This is a genomic window from Streptomyces sp. NPDC001663 (genome assembly GCF_042893105.1).
Classification (GTDB): Bacteria; Actinomycetota; Actinomycetes; order Streptomycetales; family Streptomycetaceae; genus Streptomyces.
In genome coordinates this window covers 70,024-86,681 of sequence record NZ_JBIAUR010000021.1, presented here as the reverse complement: position 1 = coordinate 86,681, position 16,658 = coordinate 70,024, and the positions used below count along the sequence as shown (strand labels likewise).

The window sequence follows — 16,658 nt, the reverse complement described above, 5'->3', positions numbered from 1 at the left end:
TCCGCTGTTATCAATGAGTCGTGACCGCGAACTCGCTGCTGACCCGGAGGATCCACGTGGATCTGGCGCGCGTCGGCACGTGCGCCTGTCCGCGGCGCTGAGGCATCCGACCGCGCGCACCGCGTCGGCTTTCTGACGGCCCTCGGCCCCTGTCACCTTCCCCCCAGCCTTCCTGCCTGCTCCGCCACGCCCGCGTACAGCTCCCCACGGTTGTGCCGTGCCGTCGGTCATTTTCTGGAGAACCCATGCCTGCATCCGATGACGGCGCGCTGCCCCAGCACTGGCAGGACCTCCTGCCCGCCGGACCCTCCCGACGCGGCTTCCTCGCCCTCGCCGGCGGCGGCACCCTGGCCGCCCTGCTCGCGGCCTGCGCCCCGAGCGCCACGGACGACGCGTCGGCCGGGGCGACGGCCTCGGCCTCGGGCCCGGCCAAGCACGGCGGCACCCTTCGCGTGGGTACCCCGCCGCCGCCCACCTCCGTCGACCCGGTGACGGCGTACGACGGCAGCGCGATCGCGCTCTACCAGCTGGTCGCCGAGTATCTGATCTGGCTGGACAAGGACTTCGAGCTGGTGCCCCGGCTGGCCACCAAGTGGACCTCGGACTCGTCCGCCCGCAAGTGGACCTTCACCCTGCGCGAGGGTGTCACCTTCTCCGACGGCACAAAGCTCGACGCCGCCACCGTCAAGGCGTCCTTCGACCGGCTGCTCGACCCGAAGAACAAGTCGGCCGCCCTGTCCGCCTTCGACACCGTCCTCAAGGCGGGCGGCGTGAGCACCCAGGACGACTCCACCGTCGTCTTCTCCCTCGAACGGCCCTTCTCCGACTTCCCGTACCTGGTCTCGGCCGGCAACTACAACGCGGTGATCCTCAAGAAGGACTACGCCGGCAACTTCACCAAGCAGGCCGTCGGAACCGGCCCCTTCACCCTCAAGTCGTACGACGTCTCCACGGGCGCCACGTTCGTCCGCAACCCCACGTACTGGGACGACCCCAAGCCCTACCTCGACGGCGTGGACGTCAAGTTCTACGCCGACGACCAGGCCGACCTCGTCGCCCTGCAGTCCGGTGACATCGACGCCCAGTTCCTCAGCCGGCCCGCGCTCGTCGAGCCCTTGGGCAACGGCGGCGGCATCGCGGTCGACAAGGTCAAGGGCACCGGCGTCACCGTCCTCACGCTCCGCGTGGACAAGGCGCCCTTCGACCGCAAGGAGGTCCGCCAGGCCGTCGCCTACGCGCTCGACCGGCCCGCCGTGCGCCAGGCCGCCGGCAGCGGACTCGGCGACCTCGGCAACGACCACCTGTTCGCGCCGCTGTTCCCGGCCGCGCCCACCGACATCGCACAACGCGCCAAGGACAAGGCGAAGGTCGACGAACTGCTCAAGGCGGCCGGCCTGGACAGCCTGCGCTTCACGCTCACCTTCGACCCGCCCAACAAGGACTACGCGGTCACCGTCCAGAGCCAGTTGAAGGAGGTCGGCATCACCGTCGACCTCGACCAGCGCTCCTCGAAGGAGTTCTACGGCGGCGACCAGGCCAAGGACACGCCCTGGCTGTTCACCACCGCCAACCTGGTCGGCTGGGCGGGCAGAGCCGTGCCGAGCCAGTTCATCATCCCCATGGTCAAGAGCAACGGCGTCTGGAACGGCTCCAAGTACGCCAACAAGACCCTCGACGCCGCCGCCGAGGCCTACGACGCCGCCACCTCCGACGCCGAGCGGCGCAAGCAGGCCGAGATCATCGCCAAGACCCTCCACGAGGACGTGCCCATCGTCATCGCCTACTGGAGCGGGGCCGCACGCGCATACAACAGCGGCAAGTTCAGGGGCATCCAGGCCCACCCCAGCCAGTACGTCGACTTCACCACCGTCTCCCGGGTCTGAGCCATGACCCGGTTCCTGCTGCGCCGCCTGGCCGCCATCCCGCTGACCCTGCTGACGGTCTCCCTCCTGGTCTTCCTCGCCACCCAGGTGCTTCCCGGCGACGTGGCCCGCACCGTGCTGGGCCGCGAGGCGACCGACGGTTCGGTGCGCGCCCTCAACCACGAACTCGGCCTGGACCGGCCGCTGTTCGTGCAGTACGGCCGCTGGCTCGGGCGCTTCGTCACCGGCGACTGGGGAACGTCCTACACGCTGCACGTACCTGTGCGAGGGCTGCTCCTTGAGCGGCTGGGGCACTCGCTTTTCCTGGCGGTGTTCGCGTTCCTCCTGCTGGTGCCGGTCGCGCTCACGCTCGGGGTCCTCGCGGGCCTGTACCACGGCCGGGCGGTGGACCGGACGATCACCTCCGCGACCCTGGCCCTGGGCGCCACACCGGAGTTCGTGACCGGGGTGGTCCTGCTGGTGGTGTTCTCCGTGCAGTTGCGCTGGCTTCCGGCGTCCGCACAGACCCAGCCCGGGGCCGACGGCCTGGGACAGACCCTGTGGCACCTGCTGTTGCCGGCGATCTCGCTGGTGCTGGTGTGCACCGGATACGTCGCCCGGCACGTGCGTGCCAGCACCATCTCCGTGGTCGAGGGCCCGTACGTGCGAGCAGCCCGGCTGCGGGGCACCGGCCCCGCCCGCATCGTCCTGCGGCATGTGCTGCGCAACGCCACAGTGCCGGCCACCAGTGCCCTCGGCGTCCAGCTGCAGTACATGCTCGGCGGCATCGTCGTGGTCGAGCTGCTCTTCAACTACCCCGGAGCCGGTGCCCTGTTGCTGCAGTCGGCGCAGGACAAGGACCTGCCGACGCTCCAAGCGAGCGCCCTGGTGCTGGGGGTGCTGTACATGCTGGTCGTACTGCTCGCCGATCTGGTCTACCGGCTGCTCGATCCGCGCATACGCCTCGGGGGTGCGGCTTGAGCACCGTATCGATCGCCCTTCGGCCCCTCGGACGACTGGGACGGCTGCCTGTCGCCTCCGTCGTCGGAGCCGCCCTGATCGCGCTGTGGACAGCCGTGGCCCTGTTCTGGCCGCATCTGGTGCCGTACGCGCCTGACGTACAGCGCCCCCAGGACCGGTTCCTGTCGCCGAGCGGCGAACACTGGCTGGGCACCGACCAGTTCGGCCGCGACGTGTTCTCCCGCACCCTCGCCGGGGCGCGTCCGGTGCTGGAGGTGGCGCCGGCCGCGACCGCGCTGGCCGTCTTCGCGGGCACCGTCATCGGGCTGGTCACCGGGGGAGTGGGCGGATGGCTGGACGACGTGGTGATGCGGATCGTGGACGCCGTCGTGGTCTTTCCGGCGATCATCGCCGCGGTCCTGTTCGCGGCGTTGCTGGGCCGCTCCACGCCGGTGCTCGTGCTCGTTGTCGCGGCCGCCCTCACGACGCTGGTCACGCGCAGCGTACGGGCGGCGACCCTGGTCGAGCGGGAGAAGCCGTACGTCGAGGCCGCCCGGCTGCGTGGCGAGCCGTTGTGGTCGCTGCTCGGCCGCGAGATCCTGCCCAACGTCCGCCGCACCGTGTACGTCGAGGCCACCTCCCGGCTCGGCGACGCCGTGTTCGCCGCCGCGACCCTCTCCTTCCTCGGACTCGGCCAGCCACCGGGCTCACCGGAGTGGGGCGCGGCCGTCGCCGACAACCGGGTCTGGCTGAACAACGCGCCCTGGACGGTCCTGGCGCCCGCCCTGGCGATCGTCTCGCTGGTGGTCGGCGTGGCCCTGGTCGCGGACACTTCACGGCGGGCGGCAGGAGGCGGGGCGGCATGAGTACGGACGAACAGGGGCTCGTGGTCGAGGGGTTGAGCACCGCCTACGGCTCCGCCCAGGTCCTGTACGACGTGTCGTTCACCGTCGCCCCCGGCGAGATCTTCGGTCTGGTCGGCGAGTCGGGCTGCGGCAAGTCGACCCTGGCGTACGCGCTTGCCCGCCACTTTGCGCCGGGCGGAAGGGTGCTCGGCGGTGGCGTGCGGCTGGACGGCACCGCGGTACTGGACCTAGGCGGGCGGCGGCTGCGGGAGTGGCGGGCGTCCCGGCTCGCCTTCGTGCACCAGGACGCGGCGGGTTCGCTGGACCCGACCATGCGCGTCGGCAGACAGCTGGCCGAAGTCCTGCGCGGGCGTGGCCTGTCACGCGGTGAGACCGCCGAGCGGGCCGTCGAACTCCTGCGTACAGTGCGGCTGCCCGACCCGGAGCGCCTCGCGCACCGCTATCCGCACCAGCTGTCCGGCGGCCAGCAGCAACGCGTCGTCATCGCCGCCGCGCTCGCCGCACAGCCCCGCCTCCTGATCCTCGACGAGCCGACGACGGGCCTCGACGCCTCGGTGGAGCACGAAGTGCTGGGCCTGCTCAAGGAGTTGCGAGGCCGGCTGAACGCCGCCGTGGTCTTCGTCAGCCACGACCTCGGCCTGATCGGCCGGATGTGCGACCGCGTGGGGGTGCTGTACGCGGGGCGGCTCGTGGAGACCGGGCGGGTGAGGGAGATCCTGGCCACCCCGGCCCACCCATACACCGCGGGCCTGCTGGCGGCCGTGCCGGTGCTCGGTGCGACGCGGCACGAGCGCCCGCTGCGGCCGGTGCCCGGACGGCTGCCGCTGCCGGGCGAGACCACGACGGGCTGCGCCTTCGCGCCGCGTTGCACGCTCGCCGAGGACGCCTGCCGGGAGGCCGAACCACGGCTGGACGCGGAGGCCGTGCCGGGCCGGGCGGTGCGCTGCCTGCATCCGGGGGAGGCCACGGTTCAGGACCGTCCGGCGGCGCTCGGCGAGCGGCCAAGAGAGGCGACCGCCCTGGTCGAAGTCCGGGATCTGGTACGGCGGTTCGGACCCGTCGTCGCCGTCGACCACGTCGATCTGACGATCCGCGAGAGCGAAGTCCTCGGCCTTGTGGGGGAGTCGGGCAGCGGCAAGACCACCCTCGCCCGGGCTCTCGCGGGACTCGCCCCCGACGGTGAGGGAGACCTGCGACTACGCGGCGAACCACTGCCCGCACGCCTCGCCGGACGCGACGAGCTCCAGCGCCGGCGCATCCAGATGGTCTTCCAGAACCCGGACGCCTCCCTCAACCCCAGCCACACCGTGCGCACCGTCCTGAGAAGATCGCTCGCGACGCTCGGAGATCCTTCGGCCACATCCCTCGAAGCCCTTCTGGACCGCACCCACATCGACGCCGACCTCCTGGACCGTCGCCCCGCCCAATTGTCCGGCGGGCAGAAGCAGCGCGTCTCGATCGCCCGCAGCTTCGCGGGCCGTCCCGACCTGGTGATCTGCGACGAGCCCGTGTCCGCCCTGGACGTCAGTGTGCAGGCGGCGGTGCTGGAGGTGCTGGCCGACCAGCGGGACCGCACGGGGACGTCGTACCTCTTCATCTCGCACGATCTGGCGGTCGTCGGCTATCTCGCCGACCGGATCGCGGTGATGTACCGGGGCGTGATCGTCGAGGAGGGACCCGCGGCCGACGTGCTGCGCGGGCCCTCGCACCCCTACACGGCCCTGCTCGTCGAGGCCGCTGCACGTCCCGTGGCGACCAGCCCCCCGGCCGCGGCGACACCGGGGAACGCCCGGGTACGACCGAACGGCTGCCGCTTCGCCGACCGTTGCGCGCGGCGGATCGCCGGCCTGTGCGAGGACGTGCCGCCGCCACAACGGGACCTGGGAGCCGGACACGTCGTGCGTTGCCACCTGGACCCCTCCGACCTGCCCGCCGGGATCCCCGCCACCGCGACGCTCGGCGTGGCCGATCCCCTGTGACCCCACAACCCACCCGAGCACCGGGAGCCCTCATGCCCACGACCGCGACCACGAGTACCGCCGCCGAGGAATTCGCCGACCTGCCGAACGCCCCCGTCATCCAGCGCCGTTGGGTGACCGTGGCCACCGGCGGCCACATCGGCGGCGTCTTCTGGCACACGCACAGGCCCACCGTCGTCCTGCTCCACGACGCCGGTTCCAGCGCCCGCGCCTGGGACGACGTCCTGCTGGCCCTCGACCGGCCCGCCGTCGCCCTGGACCTGCCCGGACACGGCCGCTCCAGCAGGCGCAGCCGGGGTGACTACCGTCCGCGCCGGCTGGCCGCGGCCTTGGAGGAGACGATCCGCTCCTTCGCGCCCGGTGGCGTGCCCGTCGTAGGGCTCGGGTTCGGTGCGCTGGCCGCGATCGCGCTGAAGGCCAAGTTCCCGCACAGCGCCGGACGCCTCGTCCTCGTCGACGCGCTGCCCGGCACGCTGTCACCGGGCCTGCGGCTGTGGCCGACACCCAGCCCCGAGTACACCACCCGCGACGAGGCGGCGGCCTGGCTGGAGGAGCGTGGTGCGACCGACGCCGCCCGCACGGCCGACCTGGAGACCGAGCAGGCCGCTGACGGCACCTGGTCCTGGCGCCACCACCTCGGCAGCCTGCCGCCCGACGCGCACACCGCCCTCGACGACGAGACGCTGTGGGAACAACTCGCCGCCGTCCCCGCCCCGTTGCTGATCCGCACCGAGGGCGGCCCGCTGGACGCGGTGTCCCTCGACCGCTTCCGCGCCCAGATACCCGAGGGCGACATCCTCACCGTCCACGCGCAACCGCAGGCCCTCGCGGACGTGCTGCGCCCCCTGACTCACTGAACCCACGACCGAAGGAGCACCCGCCATGTCGGACGACATCCCCGTCATCGACCTCGCCGCCGCCCTCGCCGACGACGCCCCCGAGGACCTGCTGGCCACCGTGCGCCGCGCCGCAGAGACCATCGGCATCATCCAGGTCGTCAACCATGGGGTCCCCACCGAGGTGATCGCCGGGTTCAACGACGGCTTCCGCCGCGTCCTCGACCTGCCCCGCGAGCAGAAGGAGCAGCTGGCCAGCCCCACCGGACACCCCTACCGCGGCTGGCGGCAGTGGCCCGACGACTTCGGGCGCCTGGAACTCGAACGCTTCAGCATCGCCCAGTACGACGACACGGACGCGGCCGAGGCCGCCGGGCTCTCCCCGGAACACGCCACCCTCTACGCACACGCCAACGTGTGGCCGCCGCAGGAGCCCGGCCTGCGTACCGCGACACACCGCTACCACGACGCGTTCGTGGACGTCGCGCGTCGCGTCCTCGGCCTGTACGCGCGCGTGCTGGACGTGCCCGCCGAGACCTTCCCGCTCGGCGACGACGTCTACACGACACTGGTCGTCAACAACTACCCGAAGTGGCCGCACGAAGGCGCATCGGACGAGGAGAAGCTCCTCCTCCTGGAACACGCCGACAGTTCCGCGATCACCGTGCTCCACCAGGAGGGCGACTACGCCGGCCTGCAGGGCCAGCGCGCCGACGGCACCTGGATCCCCGTACCGATCAGGCCGGACGCCCTCCAGGTGTTCACCGGCACCCTGTTGACCAACTGGACGGAGGGCAGGCTGCGCCCCGGACGGCACCGTGTGGTGGCCGGCGGCTCAGTGACGCGCCGTTCGTCCGCGGTGTTCGTCCACCCGAGCCTGGACACGGTCGTGGAACCGCTGCCGGCCTTCGCCGACCCGGACGGCTCCGACTTCGAACCCGTCTCGGTGTGGGAGCGGGCCAGCGGCAACGTCGAGGAGTACCTGCGGGTGTTCGGCCGCCCCGAGCAGCTCGCGGCCTGGCGGGAGAATCGCCCCTACGTCGCCGAAGTCACCGCGTGAACCAGCCGAAGGAGAACCGCTCATGACCGCATTCCCCACCGCGCAGGCCGTACGGACCACCCCCGAGGGGCTTCTGTGGGAGCCGAGCGAGCGCTGGGTGCGCGGCCGCAAGGGCGAGGTGACGGTCGTCGACAGCCGACACCCCGTCCTTGTCTGGGAGCCGGGTGTTCCCGTCCCGCTGTACGCGTTCCCGCGTGCGGAGATACGCGAGGAGCTCCTTCGCCCCGCGAAGAACCCGCCCACCGGCACGCACACCGGATCGCAGATCTTCTACGACGTCGAAGTCGAGGGCGAGTTGCTGGAGAACGCCGCCTGGACCTTCCCGGCCGCCGACCTGGCCGGCCACATCGCCTTCGAGTGGTTCCGGCGCGTCGGGCGGGGACTGGACCACTGGTATGAGGAGGAGGAAGAGATCTTCATCCACCCCCGTGACCCGCACAAGCGGGTAGACGCCATCCCCAGCAGCCGTCACCTCGTGGTCGAGATCGACGGCACGGTCGTTGCGGACACCCGACGCCCGGTCCTGCTCTTCGAGACCGGCCTGCCCACCCGCTACTACATCCCGCGCGAGGACGTCCGCCTCGACCTTTTCGAAGCCACCGACCACCACACCGGCTGCCCTTACAAGGGCACCGCCGAGTACTGGTCGTGGCGCGGTGAGGCCGACGTCCCGCCCCACCTCGTCTGGAGTTACCCCGACCCGCTGCCCGCGGTCGGCGCCATCCAGGGGCTCCTCGCCTTCTACAACGAGGCGGTCGACATCACCCTCGACGGCGAACAGGTGGAGCGCCCCGTCACCCACTTCACCAAGACGCTTTCGGAGCAACAGCGCACATGACGGGAAACGACCGTCGCTTCCGTCTCAACGGACTGCGCCCGGAGAACGGGGACGAAGTGGGCTGGCCCGGCTCGCCGGGCTGGACGGCGTGGCAACGCTCGTCGGCGACGTGTTCTCCGTCAAGTTCGAAGTGTCGAGCTGAGTTTGGCTGAAGAGGATCGAAGGGGTTGGTTTCCCGCTGGCGTGATGGCGGCCGGGCGCCCGTGAGCAGCGGCTGGGACTCAGATGTGTGACCCGGCCCGACGGGGCTTGAATTCGTGCGATGGTGACACATGGTCAACGAGGTGAGCTTCGAGCCCGATCTGTACCGCGGTACCGCTGGTTACTACGACCGGTTCCGGCTCCCCTATCCCGAGGCCATGATCACCAACCTCGCACGCCTGGCAGCTTTGTCGGGGCACGGACGCCTGCTCGACCTTGCATGCGGCACCGGCCAGCTCGCTTTCCCCCTGCGCGACCGGTTCACTGAGGTATGGGCCGTGGACGCCGAACCCGACATGACCGAGGTGGTCCGCGCCAAGGCGATCGCCGCCGGCGCAGCCCACATCCGGACGATCACTGCCAGCGCCGAGGAGTTGCGCGCGGAGCCGGACAGCTTCGAACTGATCGTCATCGGCAATGCCTTCCACCGGCTCGGCCGCGCTCCGGTTGCCCAGCGTGCCTACGCCTGGCTCAAGCCCGGCGGCTACCTCGCGCTGTGCTGGTCGACAGGCCCATGGACAGGCCCCCAGGCCTGGCAGCGGGCGCTCGACAGCATGCTGCGCAAATGGCAGGACGCCCTCGGCGCGTCCGGCCGCGTTCCGCCCGGTTGGGAGCGGGCACGGCAGCAAGACCCTGACCGCGAAGTATTGTCCCGTGCCGGGTTCGAGCTCTCCGGGCGCCACGAGTTCTCTGTCGAGCACCACTGGACGATCCGTGAACTCGCCGGGTACGTCCGGTCGACATCGTTCCTGCCGCCTTCGGTGCTCGCGTATCGCGCTGCCGAGTTCGACGCCGACCTCACCGCCGAACTCAGCCGCCACGCGGCCGGTGGCCGCCTCACCGAAATGGTCAGCTTCGCCTACGAACTGGTTCGCAAGCCAACTCCCGCGTGACTGCTCAGCCAGAGTGGTCACCGGATGGGCACAGGGGCGGCGGTCCCCTCATACCTCGACCGCGTTGCGGCTATGTGTGAGCAGGACAAGCAGGCGGCTGTGGAGGCCAAGAGGTGGCGGTGTGGGGAACGATCTGAGCACAGGAGGGCAGCAACGGTCGCGCCTGCGCAGCTCATCCCGCCAGGGCGAACTCTTGACGCCGAGAGAATTGTCGATCTACGGTGAGCGCGAGCTACGAGTTCCGGTGATCAAGCCCTGGCTGGCCGGACGGCAACCCTCGACGCAGCGGGGTGCCCCAGGTGAAGGCTCGGCGGATTTCCCTGTTCTGCAAGTGCGTTTCCTTCGGCCCGTGAGCCGACGACACCCCCAGGAGGACGGCGTGGCAAGTGGCCTCGTGCTGTGCTCCCGACGCCATGTGGATCTGCTGCTGGTCTGCAGCTGTCTCTGTCAGAACTGACTGAGCCGTCGGCCGCACGCGTGCCGACGCTGCGGCAACTCCCCTTTTCCTTCACCTTCCACGCGACACCGCACGCCGTCCGGCAGGGCCGGCCCGGCGCGGCTGCTTCGCGTACCCACCCATGCGGAAGCAGAGACCAGCCATGGCACAGCACATCCCGCCGAGACCGCTCCGCTCCGGCCTCGGCGCCCTTTCCCTCGGCACGGCGTTCGTGGTGGCCCTGACCGGCTGCACCAGCACCAAGGACGGCGGTGACGCGGCCCCCACCAAGGCACTGACCATCGGCACGACGGACCAGGTGACCAGCCTTGACCCGGCGGGCGCCTGGGACGCGGGTTCCGGCACCATCGAGAGCGAGGTGTATTCGACCCTGCTCAGCGTGAAGAACGGCTCCACGGAGGCTTCCCCGGATCTGGCCACGGGCATCAAGCTGACCGGGCCCAAGGAGTACACGGTCACACTCAAGAAGGGTCTGAAGTTCGCCAACGGGCACCAACTGACGTCCTCCGACGTCAAGTTCAGCTTCGATCGCACGCTGAAGATCGCCGACGAGAACGGCCCGTCGTCGCTCCTGTACAACCTCGCCTCGGTCGCCGCCCCGACCCCGACCACCGTCGTCTTCACCCTCAAGTCGGCCAACGACACGCTGTTCCCACAGGTGTTGTCCACGGCGGCCGGCTACATCGTAGACGAGCAGCTCTTCCCGGCCGACAAGATCCTCGACGACAAGTCGATCGTCGCGGGCAAGCCCTGGAGCGGACCGTACGGCGTCACGAGTTACGACAAGAACTCGCTGGTCTCCTTCACCGCCAACAGCGCCTACCAGGGCCAGCAAGGCACCCCGAAGACCAAGAACGTCCAGCTCAAGTACTACACGGACGCCAGCAATCTGAAGCTCGACGTCCAGCAGGGCAGCATCGACGCCGTCTACCGCACCCTCACCACCGCCGACCTCGACGACCTGGCCAAGAAGAAGGACATCAAGGTCCACACCGGTTCCGGCAACGGCATCCGCTACATCGTCTTCGACTTCACCACCCAGCCATACGGCACGAAGACGAAGAACGCCGACAAGGCGAAGGCGCTGGCCGTGCGGCAGGCGGTCGCCGACTCCGTCGACCGGGCCCAACTCGCCCAGCAGGTCTACAAGAAGAGCTACCAGCCGCTCTACAGCACCGTGCCCGACGGCCTCACCGGCGCCGCCCCCTCCTTCAAGTCCCTCTACGGCGACAAGAAGGGCGGCCCCGACAAAGCGGCGGCCGCTGCGAAGCTGAAGGCGGCGAAGGTGAGCACCCCGGTCACCCTCAACCTCCAGTACAACAGCGACCACTACGGCTCGTCCTCGGCGGACGAGTACGCGCTGATCAAGACCCAGCTGGAGGCCACCGGCCTGTTCAAGGTGAACCTGCAGTCGACCGAGTGGACCCAGTACGGCAAGGACCGCATCAAGCACCTGTACCCGCTCTACCAGCTCGGCTGGTACGCCGACTACCTCGACGCGGACAACTACCTCTCGCCCTTCTACGCGTCCAACAGCTGGGTCGCCAACGGCTACGACGACCCCGCCGTCCGCGCGCTGATCAAGCAGGAGGAGACCGAGACCGACGCGGCCCAGCGGACCGAACTGCTCAAGCAGGCGCAGGACAAGGCCGCCGCGCAGGTGCCGGTGCTGCCGCTGCTGCAGGGGTCCACGGCGATCGTCACCCGTACCGACGTCAGCGGAGTGCCGGACGAGCTGAACAGCGCGTACCAGTTCCGCTGGGCGGGGCTCTCGAAGAAGTGAGCGCCCTGACCCAGGACACCCCTGGCGCCGTCACCGCTCCGGTCGACGGCGCCGCCGGGTACGGACTCGCCCGCTACCTGGTGATCCGCTTCCTCCTCATCATCCCCACCGTGTTCATCCTGGTCAGCCTGGTCTTCTTCCTGATGCGCGCCACCGGCGACCCGATCAGCGCCGCCTTCGGCGACCGGCTCACCCCGGACCAGCTTCAGGCCAAGCTGCACCAGGCGGGCTACGACCGGCCGTTGTTCACCCAGTACCTGGACTATCTGAAGTCCCTGGCCACCGGGGACTTCGGCCACACGGTCACCGACAACCAGCCGGTGACCCACGTGCTGGGCACGTATGGCGCCGCCACCGTAGAACTCGCCTTCTACGCCCTGCTCGTGGCCCTGATCGTGGGCGTCCCGCTGGGCATGGTGGCGGCCTCGTACCGGGACCGCGCGCCCGACGCGGCCCTGCGGCTGTTCGCCGTCCTCACCTACGCCACCCCCGTGTTCTTCGTCGGCCTGTTGCTGAAGCTGGTTCTCGCCATCCAGCTCGGCTGGCTGCCCGCCTCGGGCCGGGCGAGCACCGACGTCCAGCTCTTCCTCCAGGACCAGACCAGCACGACGGGGCTCTACTTCGTCGACGCCCTGCGCAGCGGTAGCGGGGCGGCGGTGGCCGATGTCCTGAAACACGCCGTACTGCCGGGCCTGGCACTGGGATTGCTCGTCGCGGGCATTCTTCTGCGCCTGGTCCGCACGAACCTGATCGGCACACTGAACGCCGACTACGTCGAGGCCGCGCGCTCCCGTGGCGTCGCACCCTTCCGCCTGGTCACCCGGCACGCCACCCGGCCCGCGCTGATCCCCGTCGTCACCGTCCTCGGCCTCCAGGTCGCGGGTCTCCTCGGCGGAGCGGTGCTGACGGAGACAACCTTCGAGTGGAAGGGCCTCGGGTACGAACTCGCCCACTACCTGACGGTCCGTGACTTCCCGGCGGTGCAGGGCATCGTGGCCTTGTTCGCCGTCGTCGTGGCGGTGACGAACTTCCTCGTCGACGTCGTCGCGGCCCTGATCGACCCCCGAGTGAGGTACTGAGCCGTGGCGCAGGTTCTTCTACGACGGCTGCCGCTGCCCCTGCGCGCGAGCGCGGGTGTGCAACGGGCCATGCTGCTCACCGGGCTGGTCCTGACGGGACTGTTCCTGCTCACCGCCCTGGCCGGGCCGTTGGTCGCACCGTACGGCTACGCGCAACTCCGTGATGCCGGAGGGCTGTTCGGCTCGCAGCAGCACCCGAGCGGCGCGCATCCGCTGGGCACCACCATCGCCGGATACGACGTGCTGTCCCGCACGGTGTGGGGAGCCCGCACCGCGCTGGAGATCATCCTGGCCGCGCTGCTGCTCTCGGTGGTGCCGGGTACGGTCCTCGGCCTGGCCTCCGGCTACCTCGGCGGCCGTCTCGACCGTCTCCTCGTGGGCCTCGCCGACGCGCTCTACGCGTTCCCGCCGCTGCTGCTCGCCATCGTCATGTCCATCGTGATCAGCGGCGGACAGTCGAGCCTCGTCGGCGGTCTCGGCGCGGCGGCGTGCTCGGTCGCCGTCTCCTTCGTGCCGCAGTATTTCCGTGTCGTACGGGCCGAGGTGATCCGCGTGAAGGCGGAGCCCTTCGTGGACGCGGCCCGCGTGATCGGCACCGGGACCTGGCGGATCATGTTCCGGCACGTGCTGCGCAACTCGGTCCGCACCCTGCCGCTGATCTTCACCATCAACGCGTCGGAGTCGATCCTCACCCTCGCCGGGCTTGGCTTCCTCGGCTTCGGCATCGAGCCCAACTCGGCCGCCGAGTGGGGCTACGACCTCAACCGGTCGGTCGCGGACGTCACTTCGGGCCTGTGGTGGACCGCGATCCCGCCAGGCCTTGCCATCGTGCTCACTGTGCTCGGCACCACCCTGCTCGGCGAGAGCCTGACCGATCTGGCCGACCCGCGGCTGCGGCGGCGCGCCACCCCGACCACCACGGAGGAAGGCACGGACGATGACTGACCTCCTGCGCATCGAGGACCTGCACGTCACCTTCGCCACGGACGCCGGAACGGCCTCCGCTGTGAAGGGGGTGAGCCTGTCCGTCGCACCGGGAGAGGTGCTGGCCCTGGTCGGCGAGAGCGGCAGCGGCAAGACCGTGACCGCCAGGTCGGTCCTGGGACTGCTGCCCGCCACCGCGACCGCCCGCGGCCGGGTCCTGCTCGGCGACGGCACCGCCGACCCGGCCGAGGATGTCCTCACCGCGCCTCCCGCGAGGCTCCGCGAACTGCGTGGCACACACGCCGCCATGGTGTTCCAGGAGCCGTCCACCGCGCTGAACCCGGTCTTCACCATCGGCTGGCAGCTCACGGAGGGCCTGCGCGCCCACGGCCATGGCGGCAGCAAGGCCGAACGCCGAGCCCTGGCCGTCGAATGGCTCGACAAGGTCGGCATCCCGGACCCGGCCACCCGCGTCGACCACTACCCGCACCAGCTCTCCGGCGGCCAGAAGCAGCGCGCCGTCATCGCCATGGCCCTGGCCCTCGGCACCAGACTCATCGTGGCCGACGAGCCCACCACGGCCCTGGACGTCACCGTCCAGGCGGAGATCCTGGAACTCCTGCACCGCTGCCGCACCGACTTCGGCGCCGCCGTCCTGCTCATCACCCACAACATGGGCGTGGTCGCCGACCTCGCGGACCGGGTCGCGGTGATGAGCGAGGGCGAGGTCGTGGAACAGGCCCCGGTCCACGAGCTGTTCGCGGCGCCCACTCACCCGTACACGCGGGAACTGCTGGCCGCCGTACCCGAATTCGGCGGCGGAGGCCATACGCAGACTTCCGCGCCGGACGGCGAGCGACCGGTCGTACGGGCCTCCGGCCTTGTTGTGGACTACCCCGGCCGACTGGGCCGGAAGGGCTTCCGGGCGGTCGACGGCGTGAGCTTCGAGATCGGGCCGGGGGAGGTGGTCGGGCTGGTAGGGGAGAGCGGCAGCGGCAAGACCACCATCGGCCGGGCCGTCGCCGGCCTCACGCCAGTGACCGGCGGTCAACTCGACGTGTTCGGCGAGCAGTTGACGACCCGCCGCCGCATCCGCCGCCGGCCCGGGCACATCGGCTACGTCTTCCAGGATCCCGCGGCCAGTTTCAACCCGCTGCTGACCGTCGCCGACAGCATCGCGGAACCCCTGATCGTGCACCGGCGGAAACTGGGGGCGCAGGCCGTCCGGGCCGAGGCCGAGGCGCTGCTGGAGTCCGTCCACCTGCCCCGCTCCTACGCCGACCGCTACCCCCACGAGCTCAGCGGCGGCCAGCGCCAGCGTGCCGCCCTGGCCCGCGCACTCGCCCTGCGGCCCCCGCTGCTGATCGCGGACGAACCCACCTCGGCCCTCGACGTGTCCGTCCAGGCGAAGGTGCTCGACCTGTTCACCGAACTCCAGCGGGAACTGGGCTTCGCGGCGCTCTTCATCAGCCACGACCTCGCGGTGGTAGAGCAGGTCGCCGACCGTGTCGTGGTGCTGCACCGGGGCCGGATCGCCGCCTCGGGTTCCACGGCCCAGGTGCTGGGCGATCCGCAGGACGACTACACCCGGCGGCTGGTCGCCGCCCTGCCTGTCCCCGACCCGGTCCGGCAGGCCCGTCGCCGGGACCGGTTCCTCGACGCCCTCGACGAAGGAGTGGCAAGCACATGACCGACACCGTGGTGGACGTGGTCGAGGAAGTCCTCGGCAGCACGCCGGTCTTCGACGGCCACAACGACCTGCCCGTCGCGCTGCGCGCCCGCTCCGGCTACAGCGTCGAGGGCCTTGCCGACGGCCGCCCGGACCTGCACACCGACCTGCCCCGGCTACGCGCCGGCGGGGTCGGCGCACAGTTCTGGTCGGTGTATGTCTCCTCGAAGCTGCCCGAGCACGAGGCCGTGGTGGCGACCCTGGAGCAGATCGACGCCGTCTACCGGCTCGTCGCCCGCTACCCGGAGACCCTGCAGATCGCCTACACCGCCGCCGACGTCGAACGTGCGATCGCCGACGGGCGGATCGCCTCCCTGCTGGGCGTCGAGGGCGGACACAGTCTCGCCGAGTCCCCGGGCGTCCTGCGGTCGTACGCCAGGCTCGGCGTCCGCTATGTGGCCCTCACCCACAACGACAACACCTCCTGGGCGGACTCGGCCACCGACGAGCCGCGCGTCGGCGGCCTGAACGAAACCGGACGCGCGATCGTTTCCGAACTCAACCGCACCGGCCTGCTTGTGGACCTCTCTCATGTCGCCGAGTCCACCCAACGGGCGGCCCTGGCCACCTCCACCTCCCCGGTGCTCTTCAGCCACTCCTCCGTACGCGCCCTCAACGACCACCCGCGCAACGTCGCCGATCCGGTCCTGGAGTTGCTACGCGACAACGGCGGCGTCATACAGCTCACCTTCGTCCCCTACTTCATCTCGGCCGAGGTCGCCGAGTGGACGCAGGAGCTCCAGGGCGAGCGTGAACGCCTCGGACTGCCGGAGAGACCCTGGACCTGGCCGCGTGCACCCAGGCCGGGTGAGGATCCGGCCCGGGTCGCCGAGGAGCACGCGGCGGTCTTCGCTGCGCCCGTCGACGACCGCCTGCGGTGCTGGACCGAGGCCCACCCGCGCCCCGAGGTGACGGTGGCCCAGGTCGCCGATCACGTCGAACACGCCCGTGAGGTGGCCGGCGTGGACCACGTCGGCCTCGGCGGCGACTACGACGGCGTCGACCACCAGCCCACCGGCCTCGCCGATGTCTCCGGCTACCCGGTCCTGCTGCGCGAACTCGCCGACCGCGGCTGGTCCCGGTCCGACCTGGAGGCGTTGACCGGCCGCAACGTGCTCCGCGTCCTGCGCGAGGCCGAACAGCGAGCGACCGAACCGCTGTGGCCCACGGCCCCGCTGCGGTGAGCGCCCC

Annotated in this window: 14 protein-coding genes and 1 riboswitch; all 14 genes read left to right on the top strand. The window is 70.6% G+C overall.

What is annotated here, in order from left to right; genetic code table 11:
* Positions 1-20: 20 nt before the first annotated feature.
* The 14 genes from ACFY1L_RS46575 to ACFY1L_RS46510 all read left to right on the top strand — a co-directional run bounded on the left by ACFY1L_RS46575 (position 21) and on the right by ACFY1L_RS46510 (position 16,651).
* A complete protein-coding gene (locus tag ACFY1L_RS46575; RefSeq protein WP_388840028.1) occupies positions 21-101 on the top strand; it encodes a putative leader peptide in 81 nt (26 codons plus the stop codon).
* Positions 102-245: 144 nt separating this feature from the next.
* The gene (locus ACFY1L_RS46570) at positions 246-1,883 is read left to right on the top strand and encodes an ABC transporter substrate-binding protein (RefSeq protein ID WP_388839752.1); all 1,638 of its coding nucleotides are present in this window, start codon (positions 246-248) and stop codon (positions 1,881-1,883) included.
* A gap of 3 nt (positions 1,884-1,886) precedes the next feature.
* On the top strand, positions 1,887-2,843 hold the full coding sequence (locus ACFY1L_RS46565) for an ABC transporter permease (RefSeq protein ID WP_388839749.1): 957 nt from the start codon (positions 1,887-1,889) through the stop codon (positions 2,841-2,843).
* Positions 2,840-3,688, top strand: coding sequence for an ABC transporter permease (locus ACFY1L_RS46560; RefSeq protein ID WP_388839746.1), 849 nt, complete (start codon positions 2,840-2,842; stop codon positions 3,686-3,688). Before ACFY1L_RS46565 ends, ACFY1L_RS46560 begins: the two co-directional genes overlap by 4 nt.
* On the top strand, positions 3,685-5,667 hold the full coding sequence (locus ACFY1L_RS46555) for a dipeptide ABC transporter ATP-binding protein (RefSeq protein WP_388839743.1): 1,983 nt from the start codon (positions 3,685-3,687) through the stop codon (positions 5,665-5,667). Before ACFY1L_RS46560 ends, ACFY1L_RS46555 begins: the two co-directional genes overlap by 4 nt.
* A gap of 32 nt (positions 5,668-5,699) precedes the next feature.
* Positions 5,700-6,524 (top strand): alpha/beta fold hydrolase, encoded by an 825-nt coding sequence (locus ACFY1L_RS46550; RefSeq protein ID WP_388839740.1) that lies wholly within the window; start codon positions 5,700-5,702, stop codon positions 6,522-6,524.
* Between the two features lie 25 nt (positions 6,525-6,549).
* Complete coding sequence (locus ACFY1L_RS46545; protein WP_388839738.1) at positions 6,550-7,563, top strand: 2-oxoglutarate and iron-dependent oxygenase domain-containing protein; 1,014 nt, start codon at positions 6,550-6,552, stop codon at positions 7,561-7,563.
* Between the two features lie 22 nt (positions 7,564-7,585).
* Positions 7,586-8,401, top strand: coding sequence for a DUF427 domain-containing protein (locus tag ACFY1L_RS46540; RefSeq protein ID WP_388839735.1), 816 nt, complete (start codon positions 7,586-7,588; stop codon positions 8,399-8,401).
* 272 nt (positions 8,402-8,673) lie between these two features.
* A complete protein-coding gene (locus ACFY1L_RS46535; protein WP_388839732.1) occupies positions 8,674-9,495 on the top strand; it encodes a class I SAM-dependent DNA methyltransferase in 822 nt (273 codons plus the stop codon).
* A gap of 230 nt (positions 9,496-9,725) precedes the next feature.
* A riboswitch (SAM riboswitch) is annotated at positions 9,726-9,835 on the top strand.
* A gap of 259 nt (positions 9,836-10,094) precedes the next feature.
* Complete coding sequence (locus ACFY1L_RS46530; RefSeq protein WP_388839729.1) at positions 10,095-11,735, top strand: ABC transporter substrate-binding protein; 1,641 nt, start codon at positions 10,095-10,097, stop codon at positions 11,733-11,735.
* Positions 11,732-12,814 (top strand): ABC transporter permease, encoded by a 1,083-nt coding sequence (locus tag ACFY1L_RS46525; protein WP_388839726.1) that lies wholly within the window; start codon positions 11,732-11,734, stop codon positions 12,812-12,814. Before ACFY1L_RS46530 ends, ACFY1L_RS46525 begins: the two co-directional genes overlap by 4 nt.
* A gap of 3 nt (positions 12,815-12,817) precedes the next feature.
* On the top strand, positions 12,818-13,759 hold the full coding sequence (locus tag ACFY1L_RS46520; RefSeq protein ID WP_388839723.1) for an ABC transporter permease: 942 nt from the start codon (positions 12,818-12,820) through the stop codon (positions 13,757-13,759).
* Positions 13,752-15,428, top strand: coding sequence for a dipeptide ABC transporter ATP-binding protein (locus ACFY1L_RS46515; RefSeq protein WP_388839720.1), 1,677 nt, complete (start codon positions 13,752-13,754; stop codon positions 15,426-15,428). Before ACFY1L_RS46520 ends, ACFY1L_RS46515 begins: the two co-directional genes overlap by 8 nt.
* Positions 15,425-16,651, top strand: a complete 1,227-nt coding sequence (locus ACFY1L_RS46510; RefSeq protein ID WP_388839717.1) for a dipeptidase — start codon at positions 15,425-15,427, stop codon at positions 16,649-16,651. Before ACFY1L_RS46515 ends, ACFY1L_RS46510 begins: the two co-directional genes overlap by 4 nt.
* The last annotated feature ends 7 nt before the right edge of the window (positions 16,652-16,658 follow it).

Bases quoted from the DNA above. Each gene is read 5' to 3' on its own strand.
- ACFY1L_RS46570 (WP_388839752.1), top strand. From the start codon at position 246: ATGCCTGCATCCGATGACGGCGCGCTGCCCCAGCACTGGCAGGACCTC.
- ACFY1L_RS46565 (WP_388839749.1), top strand. From the start codon at position 1,887: ATGACCCGGTTCCTGCTGCGCCGCCTGGCCGCCATCCCGCTGACCCTG.
- ACFY1L_RS46555 (WP_388839743.1), top strand. From the start codon at position 3,685: ATGAGTACGGACGAACAGGGGCTCGTGGTCGAGGGGTTGAGCACCGCC.
- ACFY1L_RS46550 (WP_388839740.1), top strand. From the start codon at position 5,700: ATGCCCACGACCGCGACCACGAGTACCGCCGCCGAGGAATTCGCCGAC.
- ACFY1L_RS46545 (WP_388839738.1), top strand. From the start codon at position 6,550: ATGTCGGACGACATCCCCGTCATCGACCTCGCCGCCGCCCTCGCCGAC.
- ACFY1L_RS46540 (WP_388839735.1), top strand. From the start codon at position 7,586: ATGACCGCATTCCCCACCGCGCAGGCCGTACGGACCACCCCCGAGGGG.
- ACFY1L_RS46535 (WP_388839732.1), top strand. From the start codon at position 8,674: ATGGTCAACGAGGTGAGCTTCGAGCCCGATCTGTACCGCGGTACCGCT.
- ACFY1L_RS46530 (WP_388839729.1), top strand. From the start codon at position 10,095: ATGGCACAGCACATCCCGCCGAGACCGCTCCGCTCCGGCCTCGGCGCC.
- ACFY1L_RS46515 (WP_388839720.1), top strand. From the start codon at position 13,752: ATGACTGACCTCCTGCGCATCGAGGACCTGCACGTCACCTTCGCCACG.
- ACFY1L_RS46510 (WP_388839717.1), top strand. From the start codon at position 15,425: ATGACCGACACCGTGGTGGACGTGGTCGAGGAAGTCCTCGGCAGCACG.